The sequence below is a fragment of the Telluria antibiotica genome, from assembly GCF_011682055.1.
Classification (GTDB): Bacteria; Pseudomonadota; Gammaproteobacteria; order Burkholderiales; family Burkholderiaceae_D; genus Telluria; species Telluria antibiotica.
In genome coordinates, this window is record NZ_JAAQOM010000009.1 from 17,913 (window position 1) to 31,662 (window position 13,750).

Below are 13,750 nucleotides of genomic sequence, written 5' to 3' on the forward strand. Positions count from 1 at the left end.
GCGATGCGTATCCTGACCCTGCCATTCGGCGCGCTGCTGTGCGCCGCCGCGCTGTGCGCTCCGGCCGTCGCCGCCGGCGCGCCCCAGGGAGACACCTTGCGCATCAAGGACATCGGCAAGATGTCGGGCTGGCGCGACAACGCGTTGACGGGCTACGGCCTCGTCACGGGCCTGGCCGGCACCGGCGACTCCGCGCGCAACAAGACCACGCGCCAGTCGATCGCCAACATGCTGGCGCGCTTCGACCTGACCATCCCGGCCGACGACGTACAAAGCCGCAACGTCGCCGCGGTGATGGTGACGGCCGTGCTGTCGCCGTTCGCTCGTGCCGGCGACGCCATCGACGTCACGGTCACGTCGATCGGCGATGCGCGCAGCCTCGTGGGCGGCGCGTTGATGCTGGCGCCGCTGAAGGGACCGGACGGCAAGGTCTACGGCCTGGCCCAGGGCCCGCTGTCGGTGGGCGGCTACAAGTACGACATGAACGGCAACGTGGTGCAGAAGAACCATCCGACGGTGGCGTCGATCCCCGGCGGCGCCACGGTCGAAGTGGACATGCACAGCGAGATGCGCAGCGAGCGCAACACGGTCACCTTCGTGCTCGCGGAGCCGGACTACACCACGGCCAGCCGCGTGGCCGCCGCCATCAATGCGCGCATGGGCGCGCAGCTGGCGGTCGCCCAGGACGCGGGCGGCGTGGAGATCGCCGTGCCGGACGGGCGCCGTGCGCGCCTGGCCGACTTCATGACCGATATCGAGAACGTCATGGTCGAACCGGACCGGCGCGCGCGCGTGGTGATCAACGAGCGCACCGGCACCATCGTGTCCGGCGGCGATGTCCGCATCTCGCGCGTGGCCATTTCGCAGGGCGACTTGCGCGTGTCGATCGTTACCGACAACTCGGTCTCGCAGCCCCTGCTCGTGCGCCAGGTCGGACCGGGCGTCCAGTCGGTGCCCGTCTCGAACAGCCGGGTCAGCGTGGACGAGCGCAACGAGACCGGTTACGTCGCGCCCAACAGCACGACCGTGGCCGAGCTGGTGCAGTCGCTGGCGCGCCTGAAGACGAACACGCGCGACATCATCGCGATCCTGCGTGGCGTGAAGGCGGCCGGTGCCCTGCACGCCGAGCTGATCGTGCAATAACCGTGGCGCCCCGGCGGCATCCATCCTCTTCATCTTAGGAGTGACAGCAGTGGTTTCCATCATCGACAACAGCACCGTCGGATTGCTCGGCCTCGCGCTCGACGCGGCCGGCATGCGCCAGCAGGCGATCGCCCACAACATCGCCAATGCGAACACGCCGGGTTACCAGCGCATCAGCGTGAGCTTCGAGAGCCGCCTCGACGCGCTGCGCGACGGCCGCGGCAACATGGCGCCGCCGTCGCTGGCGAGCCTGGCCGACTTCCGTCCGAGCTTCGTGTATGACGCGCCGCTCGAAGCGGGCAGCAGCGTCGCGCTCGACCAGGAAATGGCCCAGCTGTCGGAAAACACGTTGCATCACCAGGCGCTGCTCAAGGCATTGAACAAGCAGCTGTCGCTGATGAGCATCGCGATCAACGAAGGGAAACGGTGATGGACTACAACGCAGCCTTCCAGATCAGCGCCAGCGGCATGGCGCTGGAAAAAATGCGGCTCGACGTCACGGCAGCCAATATCGCCAACATGAACACGGCCGCCGCCAGTGCCGGCCAGGTCTACCAGCCGCTGCGCGTGCAGTCGCGCCCCGTGGCGCTGAGTTTTTCTCAGCAGTTCGGCCAGTTGATGGCCTTGCAGGGCGGCGGGGTCGAGATCACCGGCGTGGAAGCGCAGCCGGTCCCCGCGCGCATGGTCTACGAGCCCGGCAACGTGTACGCGGATGCGAAGGGCTTCGTCGCCTACCCGGGCGTCGATCACACGGCCGAGATGCTGGCCCTTAACAACGCGCTGCGCGCCTACGACGCCAACGTCGCCGCCATGAGCGCGGCCAAGGCGATGGCCGCGCGGGCACTCGACATCGGAGGCCGGGAATGAGTATCGAAGCGATCGCCGCGATCGGCGCCGAGCTGCCCGACGTGGTCGTCCCTGCCGCCGAGGTGGCCCAGCCGACCGGCTTCGGCGCCTGGTTCGCGCAGGAAGTGGGCGCGGTCAACACCAACCTGGTCAACGCCGACAACGACGTCAGGATGCTGGCGGCGGGCCAGGCCACGAGCCTGCACGACGTGATGATTCACATGGAAGAGGCCAAGCTGTCGTTCCAGTTGCTGGCCCAGGTACGTAATCGCTTGCTGGACGCGTACCAGGAAGTCATGCGGATGCAGGTGTAGGAGTAGAGCGTGGAAGCTATGCAATCGAAATGGGCGAGTCTCGATCGCCGGGCCCGCGTCGGCATCGGCGCCGGCATGCTGGCGATCGTCGTGCTGGTCGGGGCGCTGGCGTGGTGGGCTTACCGCCCGGACTACCAGGTGCTGTTCGCCGACATGGCCGCGCGCGACGCCGCCGCCATGACGGCGGAACTGGACAAGATGAAGACGCCGTACCAGTTGGCCGACGGCGGCACCACCATCATGGTGCCGCGCAGCCTCGTGTACAAGACGCGCCTCGCGGTCATGGGCAAGGAAGTCCCGCTGCAGGGCGCGATCGGGTTCGAGGTGTTCAACAATGCCGATTTCGGCATGACCGAGTTCGTCCAGAAGGTCAACTATCTGCGCGCCGTGCAGGGCGAGCTGACCCGCACGATCCTGTCGATCGACGACATCCGCAACGCTCGCGTGCACCTGGCCATTCCGGAGCAGGGCCTGTTCAAGAAAGCGCTGGCCAAGCCCAAGGCGTCCGTCACCCTCACGCTGAAGCCCGGCCACGTGCTCGCCGCCGACCAGGTGGCCGGCATCCAGCGCCTCGTGGCGGCCTCCGTGCCGGACATCGTGCCGGCGGACGTCACCGTGATCGACCAGCACGGCGTCGCGCTGACCCGGCCGTCGTCCGCCGACGGGGCGGGCGAAAGCGCGTCGAACCAGCTCGAATCGAAGCGCAGCACCGAGGAATACCTGACGAAGAAGGTGGCCCAGGTGCTCGACCGCACGTTCGGCGCCGGCGAGGCCATCGCCAGCGTCGACGTGGCGCTGAACCTCAACCAGAGCAAGGTCACGACGGAGGAAGTGCTGCCGGCGCACGGCGGCGTCTCGAACGGCTCGCCCACCGGTGTCATGGTCCGCGAGCGCATCAGCGCGCGCGATGCCGACGCGGCGCCGGGCGGCGCCGGCAAGTCGGCGGGCGGGACCAGCAGCAGCGAGTCGGACTACCAGGTCGGGCGCCGCGTCGAGCAGCTGTCGGTGGCCGCCGGCACCGTGCGCCGCATGACGGTGGCCGTCGTCGTGCGCCAGGCGATGACGGACGAGCAGCGCGACAAGCTGCGCGAAGTGGTGGCACTGGCGGTCGGCTTGAATGCCGAGCGGGGCGACGCCATCGTCGTCAATTCGATGGACCGCCTCGTCACGCCGGCCGCCGCCGCGACGGATGCGGTGCCGCCCGATACCGTTCCCGAGCCCGCTCCGGCCAGGCGCGACGCGGCCTCCGTCAACGTCGTGATCGGTGTGCTCGTCGCGTTGGCCGTGCTGCTGGCCGGCTTGCTGGCGTGGCTGTTCCTGCGCCCGCGCCGCCCCGTGCCGCAGCCGCAGCGCGTGCTGACGGCGGCCGAGCGCGAGCAGATGCTGATCGAAGTACGGGCCTGGATCGAGACGCCCGCACCCAACCTGGAGAAAGCATGAGCGGCCATCGCCATGCGGCGCTGGCGCTGTACCCGCTCGGCGCCGCCGACCGGGAGCTGATCCTGGCCGCGCTGCCAGATGCCGACCAGGCCCGCCTGCGCGGTTACCTGGCCGAGTTGGCCGAGCTGGGTTTCGACGGCACGGCGCCCGGCCCGTCGGCCGCGCCGGCGTTCCCGTCGTTCCGCGTCCGGCGCGGCCCCGTCTCCGCGCACGACCAGTTGCGCGCGGCGCCGGCCGCCGCCATCGCCGCGCTGCTCGCTGACGAACCGGCGGGCCTCGTGGCACAACTGCTGGCCGTCGATACGTGGCCGTGGCACGCCGAACTGCTTGCCCTGCTGGAGCCGGCGCGGCGCACGCAGGTGCAGCGTGCGCTCGATGCGCGGCGTGCCGAGGGGCCGGCGCCGGCCTGCGCCGCGGTGCTGATCGAAGCGCTGGGCCCGCGCGTGGCGGCGCATGACGCAGCGGCGCCCCGTTCGAAGGTCGTGCAACTGTTCGCCAGGGCCCGGGCATGGACGCGATAATCCGCGCCGCGGCCGTGTCGCCGGTCGCCTTCGAATTGCGCCGGCGCGGTGAACGCGCGGCCGCGACGCCCGCGCGCGCGGGTGCGGCGCCCGCGGCGCCCGCTCCGGCGCCAAGTGCGGCGGTGGCCCCGGCGGCCGTCGAGCGCGCGCCGGTGAAGGAAGCACCAGTGCCCGTGGCGCCGCCGGCAACCGTACCGGCACCTGCCGCGCCGGCCGCGACCAGCGTGCCGCCTGCCGCACCCTCGACGCCGGCACCGGCACCGGCGCAGCAGGCCCCGGTGCCGGCTGCCGTCACGGCGGCGCAGCAGGAAGCGGAGCGCCGCAAGGTCCAGGCCGAACTGGCCGAGCTGCGCGCCGAGGCCGAACGGCGTGGGTACGCCGTCGGCCACGAAAAGGGCGAGGCCGACGCGCGCCGCCAACTGCAAGCGCAGATCGACCGTTTCCAGGGCCTCGCCGCACAACTGGTGCAGGCCCGGGCCACTGTGCTGGCGGATGCCGAAGACGGCATCGTCGAACTGGCGTTCGCGGCCCTGTGCCGCATCCTGGGCGAGCAGGCCGCCAGCCGCGACGGCGTGCACGCGATGGTCGCGCGCTGCGCGGCCGACGTGCGCGAGCGCGAACAGGTCGGCATCCGCCTGCATCCGGACGACGTCGCGCTGCTCGGCGACGGCGCCGGACATCACGCGCGCATCAGTGCCGACCCGGGCATCGTGCTGGGCGGCTGCATCGTCGACAGTTCCACCGGCGCGCTGGATGCGCGCCTGGAAATCCAGCTCGCACGCCTGGCCGAGACGCTGCTGGCCGTGCGCGCCGCGCGCCGCGGCGGGGAAGGCGCATGATGCAAGCCTATCTCGACGCCGTCCGTCGCACCGAACTGACCCGCCGGCGCGGGTACGTGACCGGCATCGCCGGCCAGAGCATCGAAGCGGCCGGGCCGGACGTGACGATCGGCGAGGTGTGCGAGGTGAGCATCGACGGCGGCCCGGCGCTGCTGGCGGAAGCGGTGGGCATGAAGCCGGGACGCGTGGTCCTCATGCCGTACGGCGAACTGCGCGGCATCGGCGTCGGCAACGACGTGTGCGCCACCGGGCGCCAGGCCGGCGTGGCCGTTGGCAGCGCGCTGCTGGGACGGGTCATCGACGCGTTCGGCCAGCCGCTCGACGGCGGGCCGGTCCCGCGCACGACGGCCATGCGCCCGCTGACGGCCGAACCGATCAACCCCCTCACGCGGCCGCGCATCAAGCATCTGCTCGACACGGGCGTGCGCGCGATCGACGCGCTGCTGCCGCTCGGGCGCGGGCAGCGCATGGGCATCTTCGCCGGCAGCGGTGTCGGCAAGAGCACCTTGCTCGGCATGCTGGCGCGCGACGTGAAGGCCGACATCAACGTGATCGCCCTGATCGGCGAGCGCGGGCGCGAAGTGCGCGAGTTCGTCGAAAAACACCTGGGCGCGGAGGGCATCGGGCGCAGCGTCGTGGTCGTGGCCACGTCCGACCAGCCCGCGCTCGCGCGCACCCGCGCCGCCTACGCGGCCACGGCGATCGCCGAATCGTTCCGCGACGAGGGCCGGCAAGTCCTCCTGATGATGGATTCGATCACGCGCTTCGCGATGGCGCGCCGCGAAATCGGACTGGCGGCCGGCGAGCCGCCCACCGCGCGTGGCTACACGCCTTCCGTGTTTTCCGATATCCCCGCGCTGTGCGAGCGCTGCGGCACCACCGACTCGGGCGGCGCGATCACCGCGCTGTACACGGTGCTGGTGGAAGGGGACGACTTCAACGAGCCGATTTCGGACATCGTGCGCGCCACGCTCGACGGCCACATCATGCTCTCGCGCGACCTCGCGCATGAAGGCCACTTCCCGGCCATCGACGTGCTGCAGAGTACGAGCCGGCTCGCGTCGGAACTGGTCGGCGCGGCCGATCTCGCGCTGATGTCGTCCACGGTCGAACTGATGGCCAGCTACGAACGCAACCGCCAGATGGTCGACATGGGCGCGTACAAGGCCGGCAGCAATGCGGGCATCGACCGCGCCATGCAGCTGTTTCCCGCGGTGCGCGCGGTGCTGCGCCAGTCGGTGCTCGAATCGAGCACGCGCCAGGATGCGATCGCGCGCCTGCGCAAGGCGCTCGGAGGCGCACGATGAGCCGGAACGCACGCTTTCGCTATCCGCTCGAGCCGATCCTGCTCACGCGCCAGTGGGAACTCGACGCGCTGCTGGTGGAACTGGGCGAACACAACGCGGCCGTGGCCGCGCAGGCGGCGCGCGTCGGCGGCTTGCAGGCCGAGCTGGCCGCGGCCGGCGCGGAATTCAATGCGCTGGCCGGCTCCGGGGCCACGCTGTCCGTGCAGCGCTTCCTGATCGTGTCGCGCTACGTCGGCGACGTCACGCTGCGCCTGCGGGGCGAACAGGCCGAGCTGGAACGCCTGGAGGCGCTGCGCGACGCGCAGGCCGAGCGGGTGGTGGCCAGCCGGCGCGGGGTCGACGCGGTCGAGAAGCACCGCGACGAGATGAAGGACAAGTTCGTGCAGCAGCGCCTGAGTGGCGATTTCAAGGTCGCCGATGATCAATGGAGCACTCTACAAGCAGGGATGACGAGCCATGCAAGCTAATTTCGACGCGAGGGCGGGCGCCGCCGGGAGCCTGACGGCCCCGATCGAGCGCAAGCAGCCGGAAGCGCGCAAGGACCGCTGGATGCTCGAGCTCGAGCGCGCGGCGCTCGCCGAACAGGCTGCCAACCGGGCGCCGCGGGCGGGATCGACCGTCCAGGCGCCGGGCGGCGCGCCCGCCGCGGCGGCCGGGCACCACGTCGCCGCGGGCGCCGCACCGGCGCACCAGGACATGCGCACCGCGCATGACGCCGGCCATGACACCCGCGCGCAGCAGGGCCACGACGCGCAAAGCAAGGCCGCACGCCGCGCCGCCGGCACGCACGGCGCGGCCACGCCGGCGCAGCACATGGTCGCCGGCGCGCACTGGACCCGTACCTCACCCGGCGATCAGGCGGCTGCGTCTGCGGCCGCCTGGGGGACCGTACCGACGTCCGGTGGTGCGACCCCGGTGCCGGACGCGGCGCAGGCCGTCGCGGCGCCGCTGTCCGCCGCACCCGCCGCCGGCTGGCAGCTGGCGTTCGCCGCGGGCATGGCGCCGTCCACGGGCACCCCAGCGGAAGCGGCCGGCGGCCAGGACGTTCACGCCGCCGACGGTCCGGCACCGAGCCTCGTGCCCGAAGGCGAGGAATACGCGCGCAGCCTTTTGCACGTGCTGCCCGCCGAGGACGGCGTGCATGCCTGGCTGCGCGATGCGAGCCTGAGCAGCGAGCAGGTCCAGCGCGTCGCCAGCGCGATGGCCGGCGAGCTGGCGCTGGCGGGCACGCCGCTTGCCGCACTGACGGTCAACGGACGACGCATCCTGTCGTCCGGCACGGCCGACGACCAGCCCGGCCGCCGTGCAGCCGGTCATCCGGGCGAGCCGCCAGCCGCGCCATCGACGCCTTTCGTATTCAAAGGAGCATAAATGTCCATCAGCACCGCCACCATCGCGGGCGCCGGCTCGCCCTCGCAGTCGAGCAATATCGGGATCCAGGATTTTCTCAAGATACTGACCGCGCAGCTCAACAACCAGGATCCGCTCAAGCCGGTCGACAACGAGCAGTTCGTGGCCCAGATCGCCCAGTTCGCGACGCTCGAACAGAGCCGCCAGCTGAACGAGAAGATCGACAACATGCTGCTCGTGCAATCGTCGACGCAGTCGATCGGCCTCCTGGGCAAGACGGTCGACGCGAACGTCAACGGCGTCACGGTGACGGGACGCGTATCGGCGCTGGCGCTCGATTCGGGCCAGCCGTTGCTGACCGTGACGACGGCCGCCGGCCAGTCCACGGAAGGCATCACGCTGTCCCAGGTCGCCAACATTCGCTAAGGAGACGCCATGTTCGACACGATCAACATCGGTACCACCGGCCTGCTGACCCACGCGCAAGGGTTGCGCACGGTCGGCAACAACCTCGCCAACGTCAACACGCCCGGCTTCAAGAGCGGCCAGCTGGCGTTCACCGACCTGTTCAACCAGGGCGCGGGCGGCGGGCAGCCGGAAGGCCCCGGCACGGGCGGCAGCGGCACCGGACTCGGTACGCTGGGCACGCACATCAATTTCAAGGCGGGACTGGACACCAGCACCGGCAATCCGCTCGACCTGAACATCGACGGCAACGGCTTCTATGCCATCGAGCGCGACGGCCAGATCCTGTACACCCGCGCCGGCGGCTTCCATTTCGACGAGAAGGGGATCCTCGTCAACGCCGCCGGGGAGCACGTGAAGGCACTGGCCGACGGCAAGCTCGTCGACGTGAACGTCGAGACCCTGAACCACAGCGCGCCGAAAGCGACGGCCAAGGTGACGTTCCACGGCAACCTGACCTCGACCGTGACGACGCCGCCGATCAATCCGTCGCTGCGCAGCATCGCCGTGTACGACGCGGATGGCGTGAACCGCCCGATCAACCTGTCGTTCAAGAACACGGGCGGCGGCGCCTTCGAAGTCACCGTCACCGATGCGGCCGGCGCCACGCTCACCACCGGCACGATCAAGTTCGCCAGCGGCTTCCCCGTCGCGGACGCGAACAGCGTGTCGTTCTCGTACGCGCCCGCCGGCACCCAGGCGTTCGACGTGCGTCTCGACTTTTCCGACAACGTGACGTCGCTCGTCGACCAGACGACGCTGAGCATGGCGAGCCAGGACGGCTACACCGCCGGCGTCAGGACCGACCAGTCCATCGACGGCAACGGCACCATCAAGCTGTTCTACTCGAACGGCCAGACGGGCGACGGCCCGCGCCTGGCGCTCGCGAACTTCCGCAGCGCCTCGGAGCTCGAGGAGCGCTCGGGCAGCGCGTTCGCCCTGAAGGAGGGCGGGCAGGCCACGTATGGCCATGCCGGCGACGCCACGTTCGGCACGCTGCGCGCGGGCCATCTCGAAGGCTCGAACGTCGACCTGGCCGAGGAGTTCGGCAATCTGATCCTGATGCAGCGGGGCTACCAGGCCAGCTCGCACGTGATCAGCACGGCCAACGAGATGATCCAGCAATTGTTCGACATGGCGAGACGCTGATGGACGTGCGTGATTTCCGGTTGCTGGGCGCAGCGACGCTCGACGCCGTGCGGGCCCGTGCCGCCGCCGCCGTCGCGGCCTGGGCCGGGCAATGGGGTGTCGCCGACGACGCGTGCCAGGTGCTGTGCGCGCGTCCCTCCAGCGAGCTGGCAGGGGTCGCGTGGGAGGCGCGCTGGGAGGCGCGCCGTGAAGCCGGCAACCGCCAGCTCTGGCTCGCGTTCCCGCCGGCCCTGCAGCAGTCGCTGCAGCGCGCGATGTTCGGCCGCGACGACCGTCCCGCCGGGTTCGGCGCGGCACCGGGCCAGCTGGCCGCGCTGGCGGCCGAACGTGCCGCCGACGCGCTCGGCGCGGCGCTCGCGAGTGCCTTGCTGGACGCGGACGCCGGCCCCGGCGCACCCGCGCAGCCGCCGGCGCATCTGCTGGCGCGAGGCGCGGGAACATTGTGCGTCACGGTCGCCATCGGCGCGGCCCGCTGCCGCATCCTGCTCGACGGCGCGGGCGTCGCCGCGTTCGCCCCGGCCGCCGCGGCGCGTGCGCCGCTGGCGCCGGTCGCACTGTTGAAGGCGCTCCATGCGACGCCGGTGCGCCTGGCGGTCCGCCTGGGGCAGGCCGAGCTGGGGTTGTCCGCCCTGATGAGCGTCGCCGTGGGCGATGTGATCCGCCTCGGGCGCGCCGCCGACGCGCCGGTCGAGGTGCTCGCCCCGGACGGCGGCGCGCTGCTGCGTGCCTTTCCCGGACAAACGCAAGGCATGGTCGCGATCGAAATCGACGGCCGTCATTAATTTTTTGGAAGCGTACTTATGAGCAGTGCAAGCAACAAGAGCGGCGACGCCGTCCACCTCGTCCAGACCCAGCCGGTCGGTCTGCCGGAATTGCATCCGCGCGCGCCCGGCGGCGCCGAACTGGTGGGCGCACACCCGGGCCTGCTCGACAGCGTCAAGGTCAGTCTCTCGGTGATGCTGGGCGACGTCCACCTGACCCTCGGTGAGCTGATGGGCCTGAAGGAAGCCGCCGTACTGAAGGTCGACCGCATGGTCGATGCCCCTGTCGACGTCGTCATCAACGGCAACGTGGTCGCGCGCGGCCAGCTCGTCGTCGTGGACGACAATTTCGGCGTGTGCGTGACCGAGATCGCAGCGAGACTGGACTGATGCCCGCGTCCGACCGTCTCACCCTGGCCGCACCCCAGCCGATCCCGTTCAAGCACGATGGCGGCGGGGCCGGTGCCGGCGTGGCCGGCGGTGGCCTGGCCGTGTTGCTGGTCGCGCTGGCCGCGATCGGCGCCGTGCTGTACCTGCGCAAGCGCCTGAACCTGCCGCTGCCCGGCAGCGGCGGGCAGCGCCTCGTCAAGGTCCTGCAAAGCGAACGGATGGGGCCGCGCGCGCTGCTGTCCGTCGTGGAATTCGACGGCCGCCGCTACCTGTTGGCGCAGGGCGAACACGGCATCACGTGCGTCGCCACGAGCGCCGCGTCGGAACCGAAGGAGGGCACATGAACGCGCGCCGCGCCTGCCTGGCCGCGCTGGCGCTGCTGGCGTTCGGCAGCGGCGCCGCGTGGGCCGCCGACCCCGTGCTGGCGATGCCCGGGCTGCAGGTGAACGTGGGCGGCACCGGCGGCGAAACGGCATCCGCCGTCAAGGTGATGCTGGGCCTGACCGTGCTGAGCCTGGCGCCGGCGATCCTGATGTCGATGACCTCGTTCGTGCGCATCGTGATCGTGCTGTCGATGCTGCGCCACGCGCTCGGCATGCAGGAAACGCCGCCGAACACGGTGATCGTCAGTCTGGCCCTGTTCCTCACGTTCTTCACGATGGCGCCGACGCTGCAGGAGGTCAATACCAAGGCGATGCAGCCCTACCTGGCGAACCGCATCTCGACGGAGGCGGCGCTCGCGGCGGCCACCACGCCGCTGCGGGACTTCATGGTGCGCCAGACGCGCGAACAGGACCTCGCATTGATGGTGGAGCTGGCCAAGGCCGAGCAGCCGCGCAGCATGGACGACATCGGCATGGTGCAGCTGATCCCCGCCTTCATGCTGTCGGAGCTGCGCTCGGCGTTCCAGATCGGATTCGTGATCTTCCTGCCGTTCCTGCTGGTGGACCTGATCGTCTCGGGAGCGCTGATGTCGCTGGGCATGATGATGGTGCCGCCGGCGTCGATCTCCCTGCCGCTCAAGGTCTTGCTGTTCGTGCTGATCGACGGCTGGAACCTGATCGTGCGCGCCTTGCTCGGCACGTTCGCCTGAGACGGGATTCCCGATGCTTGGCGACGCCACGCCGATGACCGATACCGACGCGCTGTGGCACAGCTACGTGCGCGAGCGCGACGCGGGCGTGCGCGAACGGCTGGTGCAGGCCTACCAGGGCCTGACCCGTATCATGGCGGCCAAGGTGTATGCGCGGCGCGTGTACACCGAGATGGAATTCGACGACTACCTGCACTACGCGACGGTGGGCCTGATCGAGTCGATCGACCGCTTCGACCCGTCGCGGGGCATCCGGTTCGAGACGTATGCGTCGACGCGGATCACTGGCGCCATCCTGAACGGCCTCGAGTCGTCGAGCGAGATCCAGGAGCAGGTCGCGGCCCGGCGGCGGGTGATCGCCCAGCGCCTCGGCTCGCTCAAGGACGCGGCCGCCGCGCCGCCGGCCGACAGCCCCGCGGACGTGTTCGGCCAGCTGGCGGAACTCGCCATCGGGCTTGCGCTCGGCTTCGTGCTGGAAGACTCGGGCATGGTGATGGACGAGCAGGCCGAGTATGCCGACAACACCTACCAGGCCGTCGAGCTGAAGCAACTGCAGGCGCGGGTGAGGGCGCAATTGGCGAGCTTGCCCGCGAACCAGCAGAAAGTCATCGAAGGCCATTATTTGCAGTACCTGCCGTTCGAGGAAATCGCCCGCAACCTGGGGCTGACGCGGGGGCGCATCGCGCAACTGCACAAGGAGGCCCTGGCCAATCTGCGCTCGGGCTTGAAGAATGCACCGGAGGTCAACCTCTGTTGTTAGGATAAGCTGTACCCGTGCCGCGGCTGCGGATCATTTTGACCAGGATTTTTTTATGACGACCACGACGCTTTCCATGCTGGACCAGGCCGAGCTGTTGCAGCTGGCGCTCAACGCCAGTGCGGCCGACGATTCCGGCACCGCCATCGCCTACCTGAAGGAGGCCGTGTCACGTCCCGACGCCACCAGCGCCGCGCACTACGTGCTGGGCGCCGAATATGCGCAGATCAAGATGTACGACCGCGCGGTGGGCGAAATGGAAGCCGCGCTGGCGCTCGATCCGGCGCTGTCGATCGCGCGCCTGCAGCTCGGCCTGTTGTGGCTGACGAACGGCGCGGCCGAGCAGGCGCTGACCGTGTTCGGCCCGCTGGCCGACCTGGCCGAAGACGACCCGCTGCGCCTGTTCGGCATTGGCCTGTGCCACCTGATCCGCGACGAGTTCGCCGACGCGCGCGCGCTGCTCGCGGCCGGCATCGCCGCCAACACCACCAATCTGCCGCTGAACGGCGACATGCAGCAAATGATCGGCGCGATCGACGCGCACCTGGCCGGCGCGGCCGCGGCGCCGCTGGCGCAGGCGGCGGAACCGGAAGCGGCCCCCGAAGACGCGCACCGCATGCTGCTGTCGGCCTACACCGGCAACACCGGTCACTAACCAGGCGGCCATCCCATGAGCGTATCGATCGGTGCCGTCAACGAACTCGTGTCCGTCATCCAGGGCCAGCTCGCCGCGCGCAGCCCGGCGCGGCGGCCCGCGGGCCGTGCCGCGCCGCGCAGCACGCGCTACGCGCCCGACCAGCTGACGGCCCTCATCGAGCAGCGCGTGCGCCTGATCGGCGCCGACGATCCGCAGCGCGGACGCAAGGCGTTCCGCGTGTTCCTGGAGGCGGTGCTGCTGTCGCACTTCGGCGAAGCGCTTGTGGCCGATCCTAAATTTTTCCAGGTCGTCGACGAGATCCAGAGCGGACTCGAAGCCGACCCCGCATGCGCCCGCTTGATCGGCCGGGCGATCGACCACCTGCTCGGGCAGGCGGACTGAGACTTTTTTATCGGACCTGTGTCATGGTTTTCCTTTCGTTTCCGTTCCAGGAGTGCAGCCATGGGTTCTGACCAGGCGCTGCAGATGCTGGCCGACGTGCTGTGGAATGCGCTCATCATTTCCGGGCCGCTGCTGGCCGTCACCTTGGCCGTCGGCTTGCTGATGAGCGTGATGCAGGTGATCACCCAGATCCAGGAAACGTCGCTGACGTTCATCCCCAAGATCATCGCGGCCGTGCTGGTGCTGGTCGTGTGCGGCGCGTGGATGCTCAAGCGGCTGGTGGCGTTTTCGGTCAACCTGATCGGCGCCATCCCGGGCTATTTCTGAATGCGGGCA

Annotated in this window: 20 protein-coding genes; all 20 read left to right on the plus strand. The window is 70.1% G+C overall.

Going from position 1 to position 13,750, the window contains the following annotated elements; genetic code table 11:
• Positions 1-3 precede the first annotated feature (3 nt).
• The 20 genes from HAV22_RS15465 to HAV22_RS15560 are packed head-to-tail and all read left to right on the plus strand — an operon-like array spanning position 4 to position 13,741.
• Entirely contained in the window at positions 4-1,143 is a 1,140-nt protein-coding gene (locus HAV22_RS15465) for a flagellar basal body P-ring protein FlgI (RefSeq protein ID WP_166860066.1), read from the plus strand.
• 49 nt (positions 1,144-1,192) lie between these two features.
• Positions 1,193-1,573 (plus strand): flagellar basal body rod protein FlgB, encoded by a 381-nt coding sequence (gene flgB / locus HAV22_RS15470; RefSeq protein WP_166860067.1) that lies wholly within the window; start codon positions 1,193-1,195, stop codon positions 1,571-1,573.
• Positions 1,573-2,010 (plus strand): flagellar basal body rod protein FlgC, encoded by a 438-nt coding sequence (gene flgC / locus HAV22_RS15475; RefSeq protein WP_166860069.1) that lies wholly within the window; start codon positions 1,573-1,575, stop codon positions 2,008-2,010. The genes flgB and flgC overlap by 1 nt, the downstream gene beginning before the upstream one ends.
• On the plus strand, positions 2,007-2,303 hold the full coding sequence (gene fliE, locus HAV22_RS15480) for a flagellar hook-basal body complex protein FliE (RefSeq protein ID WP_166860070.1): 297 nt from the start codon (positions 2,007-2,009) through the stop codon (positions 2,301-2,303). The genes flgC and fliE overlap by 4 nt, the downstream gene beginning before the upstream one ends.
• An 18-nt stretch (positions 2,304-2,321) precedes the next feature.
• Entirely contained in the window at positions 2,322-3,743 is a 1,422-nt protein-coding gene (gene fliF / locus HAV22_RS15485; RefSeq protein WP_166860437.1) for a flagellar basal-body MS-ring/collar protein FliF, read from the plus strand.
• Positions 3,740-4,264 carry a hypothetical protein gene (locus tag HAV22_RS15490; protein WP_166860072.1) on the plus strand — a complete coding sequence of 175 codons (525 nt, stop codon included), beginning with the start codon at positions 3,740-3,742 and terminating at the stop codon, positions 4,262-4,264. Before fliF ends, HAV22_RS15490 begins: the two co-directional genes overlap by 4 nt.
• A complete protein-coding gene (locus tag HAV22_RS15495; RefSeq protein ID WP_166860073.1) occupies positions 4,252-5,103 on the plus strand; it encodes a FliH/SctL family protein in 852 nt (283 codons plus the stop codon). The genes HAV22_RS15490 and HAV22_RS15495 overlap by 13 nt, the downstream gene beginning before the upstream one ends.
• Positions 5,100-6,410 carry a FliI/YscN family ATPase gene (locus tag HAV22_RS15500; protein WP_229421265.1) on the plus strand — a complete coding sequence of 437 codons (1,311 nt, stop codon included), beginning with the start codon at positions 5,100-5,102 and terminating at the stop codon, positions 6,408-6,410. Before HAV22_RS15495 ends, HAV22_RS15500 begins: the two co-directional genes overlap by 4 nt.
• Positions 6,407-6,877 (plus strand): hypothetical protein, encoded by a 471-nt coding sequence (locus tag HAV22_RS15505; RefSeq protein WP_166860075.1) that lies wholly within the window; start codon positions 6,407-6,409, stop codon positions 6,875-6,877. The genes HAV22_RS15500 and HAV22_RS15505 overlap by 4 nt, the downstream gene beginning before the upstream one ends.
• Complete coding sequence (locus HAV22_RS15510; protein ID WP_166860076.1) at positions 6,867-7,781, plus strand: hypothetical protein; 915 nt, start codon at positions 6,867-6,869, stop codon at positions 7,779-7,781. Before HAV22_RS15505 ends, HAV22_RS15510 begins: the two co-directional genes overlap by 11 nt.
• Positions 7,782-8,186 carry a flagellar hook assembly protein FlgD gene (locus HAV22_RS15515; RefSeq protein WP_208296217.1) on the plus strand — a complete coding sequence of 135 codons (405 nt, stop codon included), beginning with the start codon at positions 7,782-7,784 and terminating at the stop codon, positions 8,184-8,186. It abuts the gene before it with no gap.
• A gap of 9 nt (positions 8,187-8,195) precedes the next feature.
• Positions 8,196-9,374, plus strand: a complete 1,179-nt coding sequence (locus HAV22_RS15520) for a flagellar hook protein FlgE (RefSeq protein WP_166860078.1) — start codon at positions 8,196-8,198, stop codon at positions 9,372-9,374.
• Positions 9,374-10,156, plus strand: coding sequence for a FliM/FliN family flagellar motor switch protein (locus tag HAV22_RS15525; protein WP_166860079.1), 783 nt, complete (start codon positions 9,374-9,376; stop codon positions 10,154-10,156). The genes HAV22_RS15520 and HAV22_RS15525 overlap by 1 nt, the downstream gene beginning before the upstream one ends.
• 18 nt (positions 10,157-10,174) lie before the next feature.
• On the plus strand, positions 10,175-10,525 hold the full coding sequence (locus HAV22_RS15530) for a FliM/FliN family flagellar motor switch protein (RefSeq protein ID WP_166860081.1): 351 nt from the start codon (positions 10,175-10,177) through the stop codon (positions 10,523-10,525).
• Positions 10,525-10,869, plus strand: coding sequence for a flagellar biosynthetic protein FliO (locus HAV22_RS15535; RefSeq protein WP_166860082.1), 345 nt, complete (start codon positions 10,525-10,527; stop codon positions 10,867-10,869). The genes HAV22_RS15530 and HAV22_RS15535 overlap by 1 nt, the downstream gene beginning before the upstream one ends.
• Positions 10,866-11,618, plus strand: coding sequence for a flagellar type III secretion system pore protein FliP (fliP, locus tag HAV22_RS15540; protein ID WP_166860084.1), 753 nt, complete (start codon positions 10,866-10,868; stop codon positions 11,616-11,618). The genes HAV22_RS15535 and fliP overlap by 4 nt, the downstream gene beginning before the upstream one ends.
• A gap of 34 nt (positions 11,619-11,652) precedes the next feature.
• Positions 11,653-12,378 (plus strand): sigma-70 family RNA polymerase sigma factor, encoded by a 726-nt coding sequence (locus tag HAV22_RS15545; protein ID WP_166860085.1) that lies wholly within the window; start codon positions 11,653-11,655, stop codon positions 12,376-12,378.
• Between the two features lie 52 nt (positions 12,379-12,430).
• Positions 12,431-13,030, plus strand: coding sequence for a tetratricopeptide repeat protein (locus tag HAV22_RS15550; RefSeq protein ID WP_166860086.1), 600 nt, complete (start codon positions 12,431-12,433; stop codon positions 13,028-13,030).
• A gap of 15 nt (positions 13,031-13,045) precedes the next feature.
• A complete protein-coding gene (locus HAV22_RS15555; protein ID WP_166860088.1) occupies positions 13,046-13,414 on the plus strand; it encodes a hypothetical protein in 369 nt (122 codons plus the stop codon).
• A 60-nt stretch (positions 13,415-13,474) separates the two neighbouring features.
• The gene (locus HAV22_RS15560; RefSeq protein ID WP_166860089.1) at positions 13,475-13,741 is read left to right on the plus strand and encodes a flagellar biosynthetic protein FliQ; all 267 of its coding nucleotides are present in this window, start codon (positions 13,475-13,477) and stop codon (positions 13,739-13,741) included.
• Positions 13,742-13,750: the final 9 nt, after the last annotated feature.

Excerpts from the sequence above, each read along its gene's own strand:
- HAV22_RS15465 (WP_166860066.1), top strand. The coding sequence starts at position 4 with ATGCGTATCCTGACCCTGCCATTCGGCGCGCTGCTGTGCGCCGCCGCG.
- flgC (WP_166860069.1), top strand. The coding sequence starts at position 1,573 with ATGGACTACAACGCAGCCTTCCAGATCAGCGCCAGCGGCATGGCGCTG.
- fliE (WP_166860070.1), top strand. The coding sequence starts at position 2,007 with ATGAGTATCGAAGCGATCGCCGCGATCGGCGCCGAGCTGCCCGACGTG.
- fliF (WP_166860437.1), top strand. The coding sequence starts at position 2,322 with ATGCAATCGAAATGGGCGAGTCTCGATCGCCGGGCCCGCGTCGGCATC.
- HAV22_RS15490 (WP_166860072.1), top strand. The coding sequence starts at position 3,740 with ATGAGCGGCCATCGCCATGCGGCGCTGGCGCTGTACCCGCTCGGCGCC.
- HAV22_RS15495 (WP_166860073.1), top strand. The coding sequence starts at position 4,252 with ATGGACGCGATAATCCGCGCCGCGGCCGTGTCGCCGGTCGCCTTCGAA.
- HAV22_RS15500 (WP_229421265.1), top strand. The coding sequence starts at position 5,100 with ATGATGCAAGCCTATCTCGACGCCGTCCGTCGCACCGAACTGACCCGC.
- HAV22_RS15505 (WP_166860075.1), top strand. The coding sequence starts at position 6,407 with ATGAGCCGGAACGCACGCTTTCGCTATCCGCTCGAGCCGATCCTGCTC.
- HAV22_RS15510 (WP_166860076.1), top strand. The coding sequence starts at position 6,867 with ATGCAAGCTAATTTCGACGCGAGGGCGGGCGCCGCCGGGAGCCTGACG.
- HAV22_RS15515 (WP_208296217.1), top strand. The coding sequence starts at position 7,782 with ATGTCCATCAGCACCGCCACCATCGCGGGCGCCGGCTCGCCCTCGCAG.
- HAV22_RS15520 (WP_166860078.1), top strand. The coding sequence starts at position 8,196 with ATGTTCGACACGATCAACATCGGTACCACCGGCCTGCTGACCCACGCG.
- HAV22_RS15525 (WP_166860079.1), top strand. The coding sequence starts at position 9,374 with ATGGACGTGCGTGATTTCCGGTTGCTGGGCGCAGCGACGCTCGACGCC.
- HAV22_RS15530 (WP_166860081.1), top strand. The coding sequence starts at position 10,175 with ATGAGCAGTGCAAGCAACAAGAGCGGCGACGCCGTCCACCTCGTCCAG.
- HAV22_RS15535 (WP_166860082.1), top strand. The coding sequence starts at position 10,525 with ATGCCCGCGTCCGACCGTCTCACCCTGGCCGCACCCCAGCCGATCCCG.
- fliP (WP_166860084.1), top strand. The coding sequence starts at position 10,866 with ATGAACGCGCGCCGCGCCTGCCTGGCCGCGCTGGCGCTGCTGGCGTTC.
- HAV22_RS15545 (WP_166860085.1), top strand. The coding sequence starts at position 11,653 with ATGACCGATACCGACGCGCTGTGGCACAGCTACGTGCGCGAGCGCGAC.
- HAV22_RS15550 (WP_166860086.1), top strand. The coding sequence starts at position 12,431 with ATGACGACCACGACGCTTTCCATGCTGGACCAGGCCGAGCTGTTGCAG.
- HAV22_RS15555 (WP_166860088.1), top strand. The coding sequence starts at position 13,046 with ATGAGCGTATCGATCGGTGCCGTCAACGAACTCGTGTCCGTCATCCAG.
- HAV22_RS15560 (WP_166860089.1), top strand. The coding sequence starts at position 13,475 with ATGGGTTCTGACCAGGCGCTGCAGATGCTGGCCGACGTGCTGTGGAAT.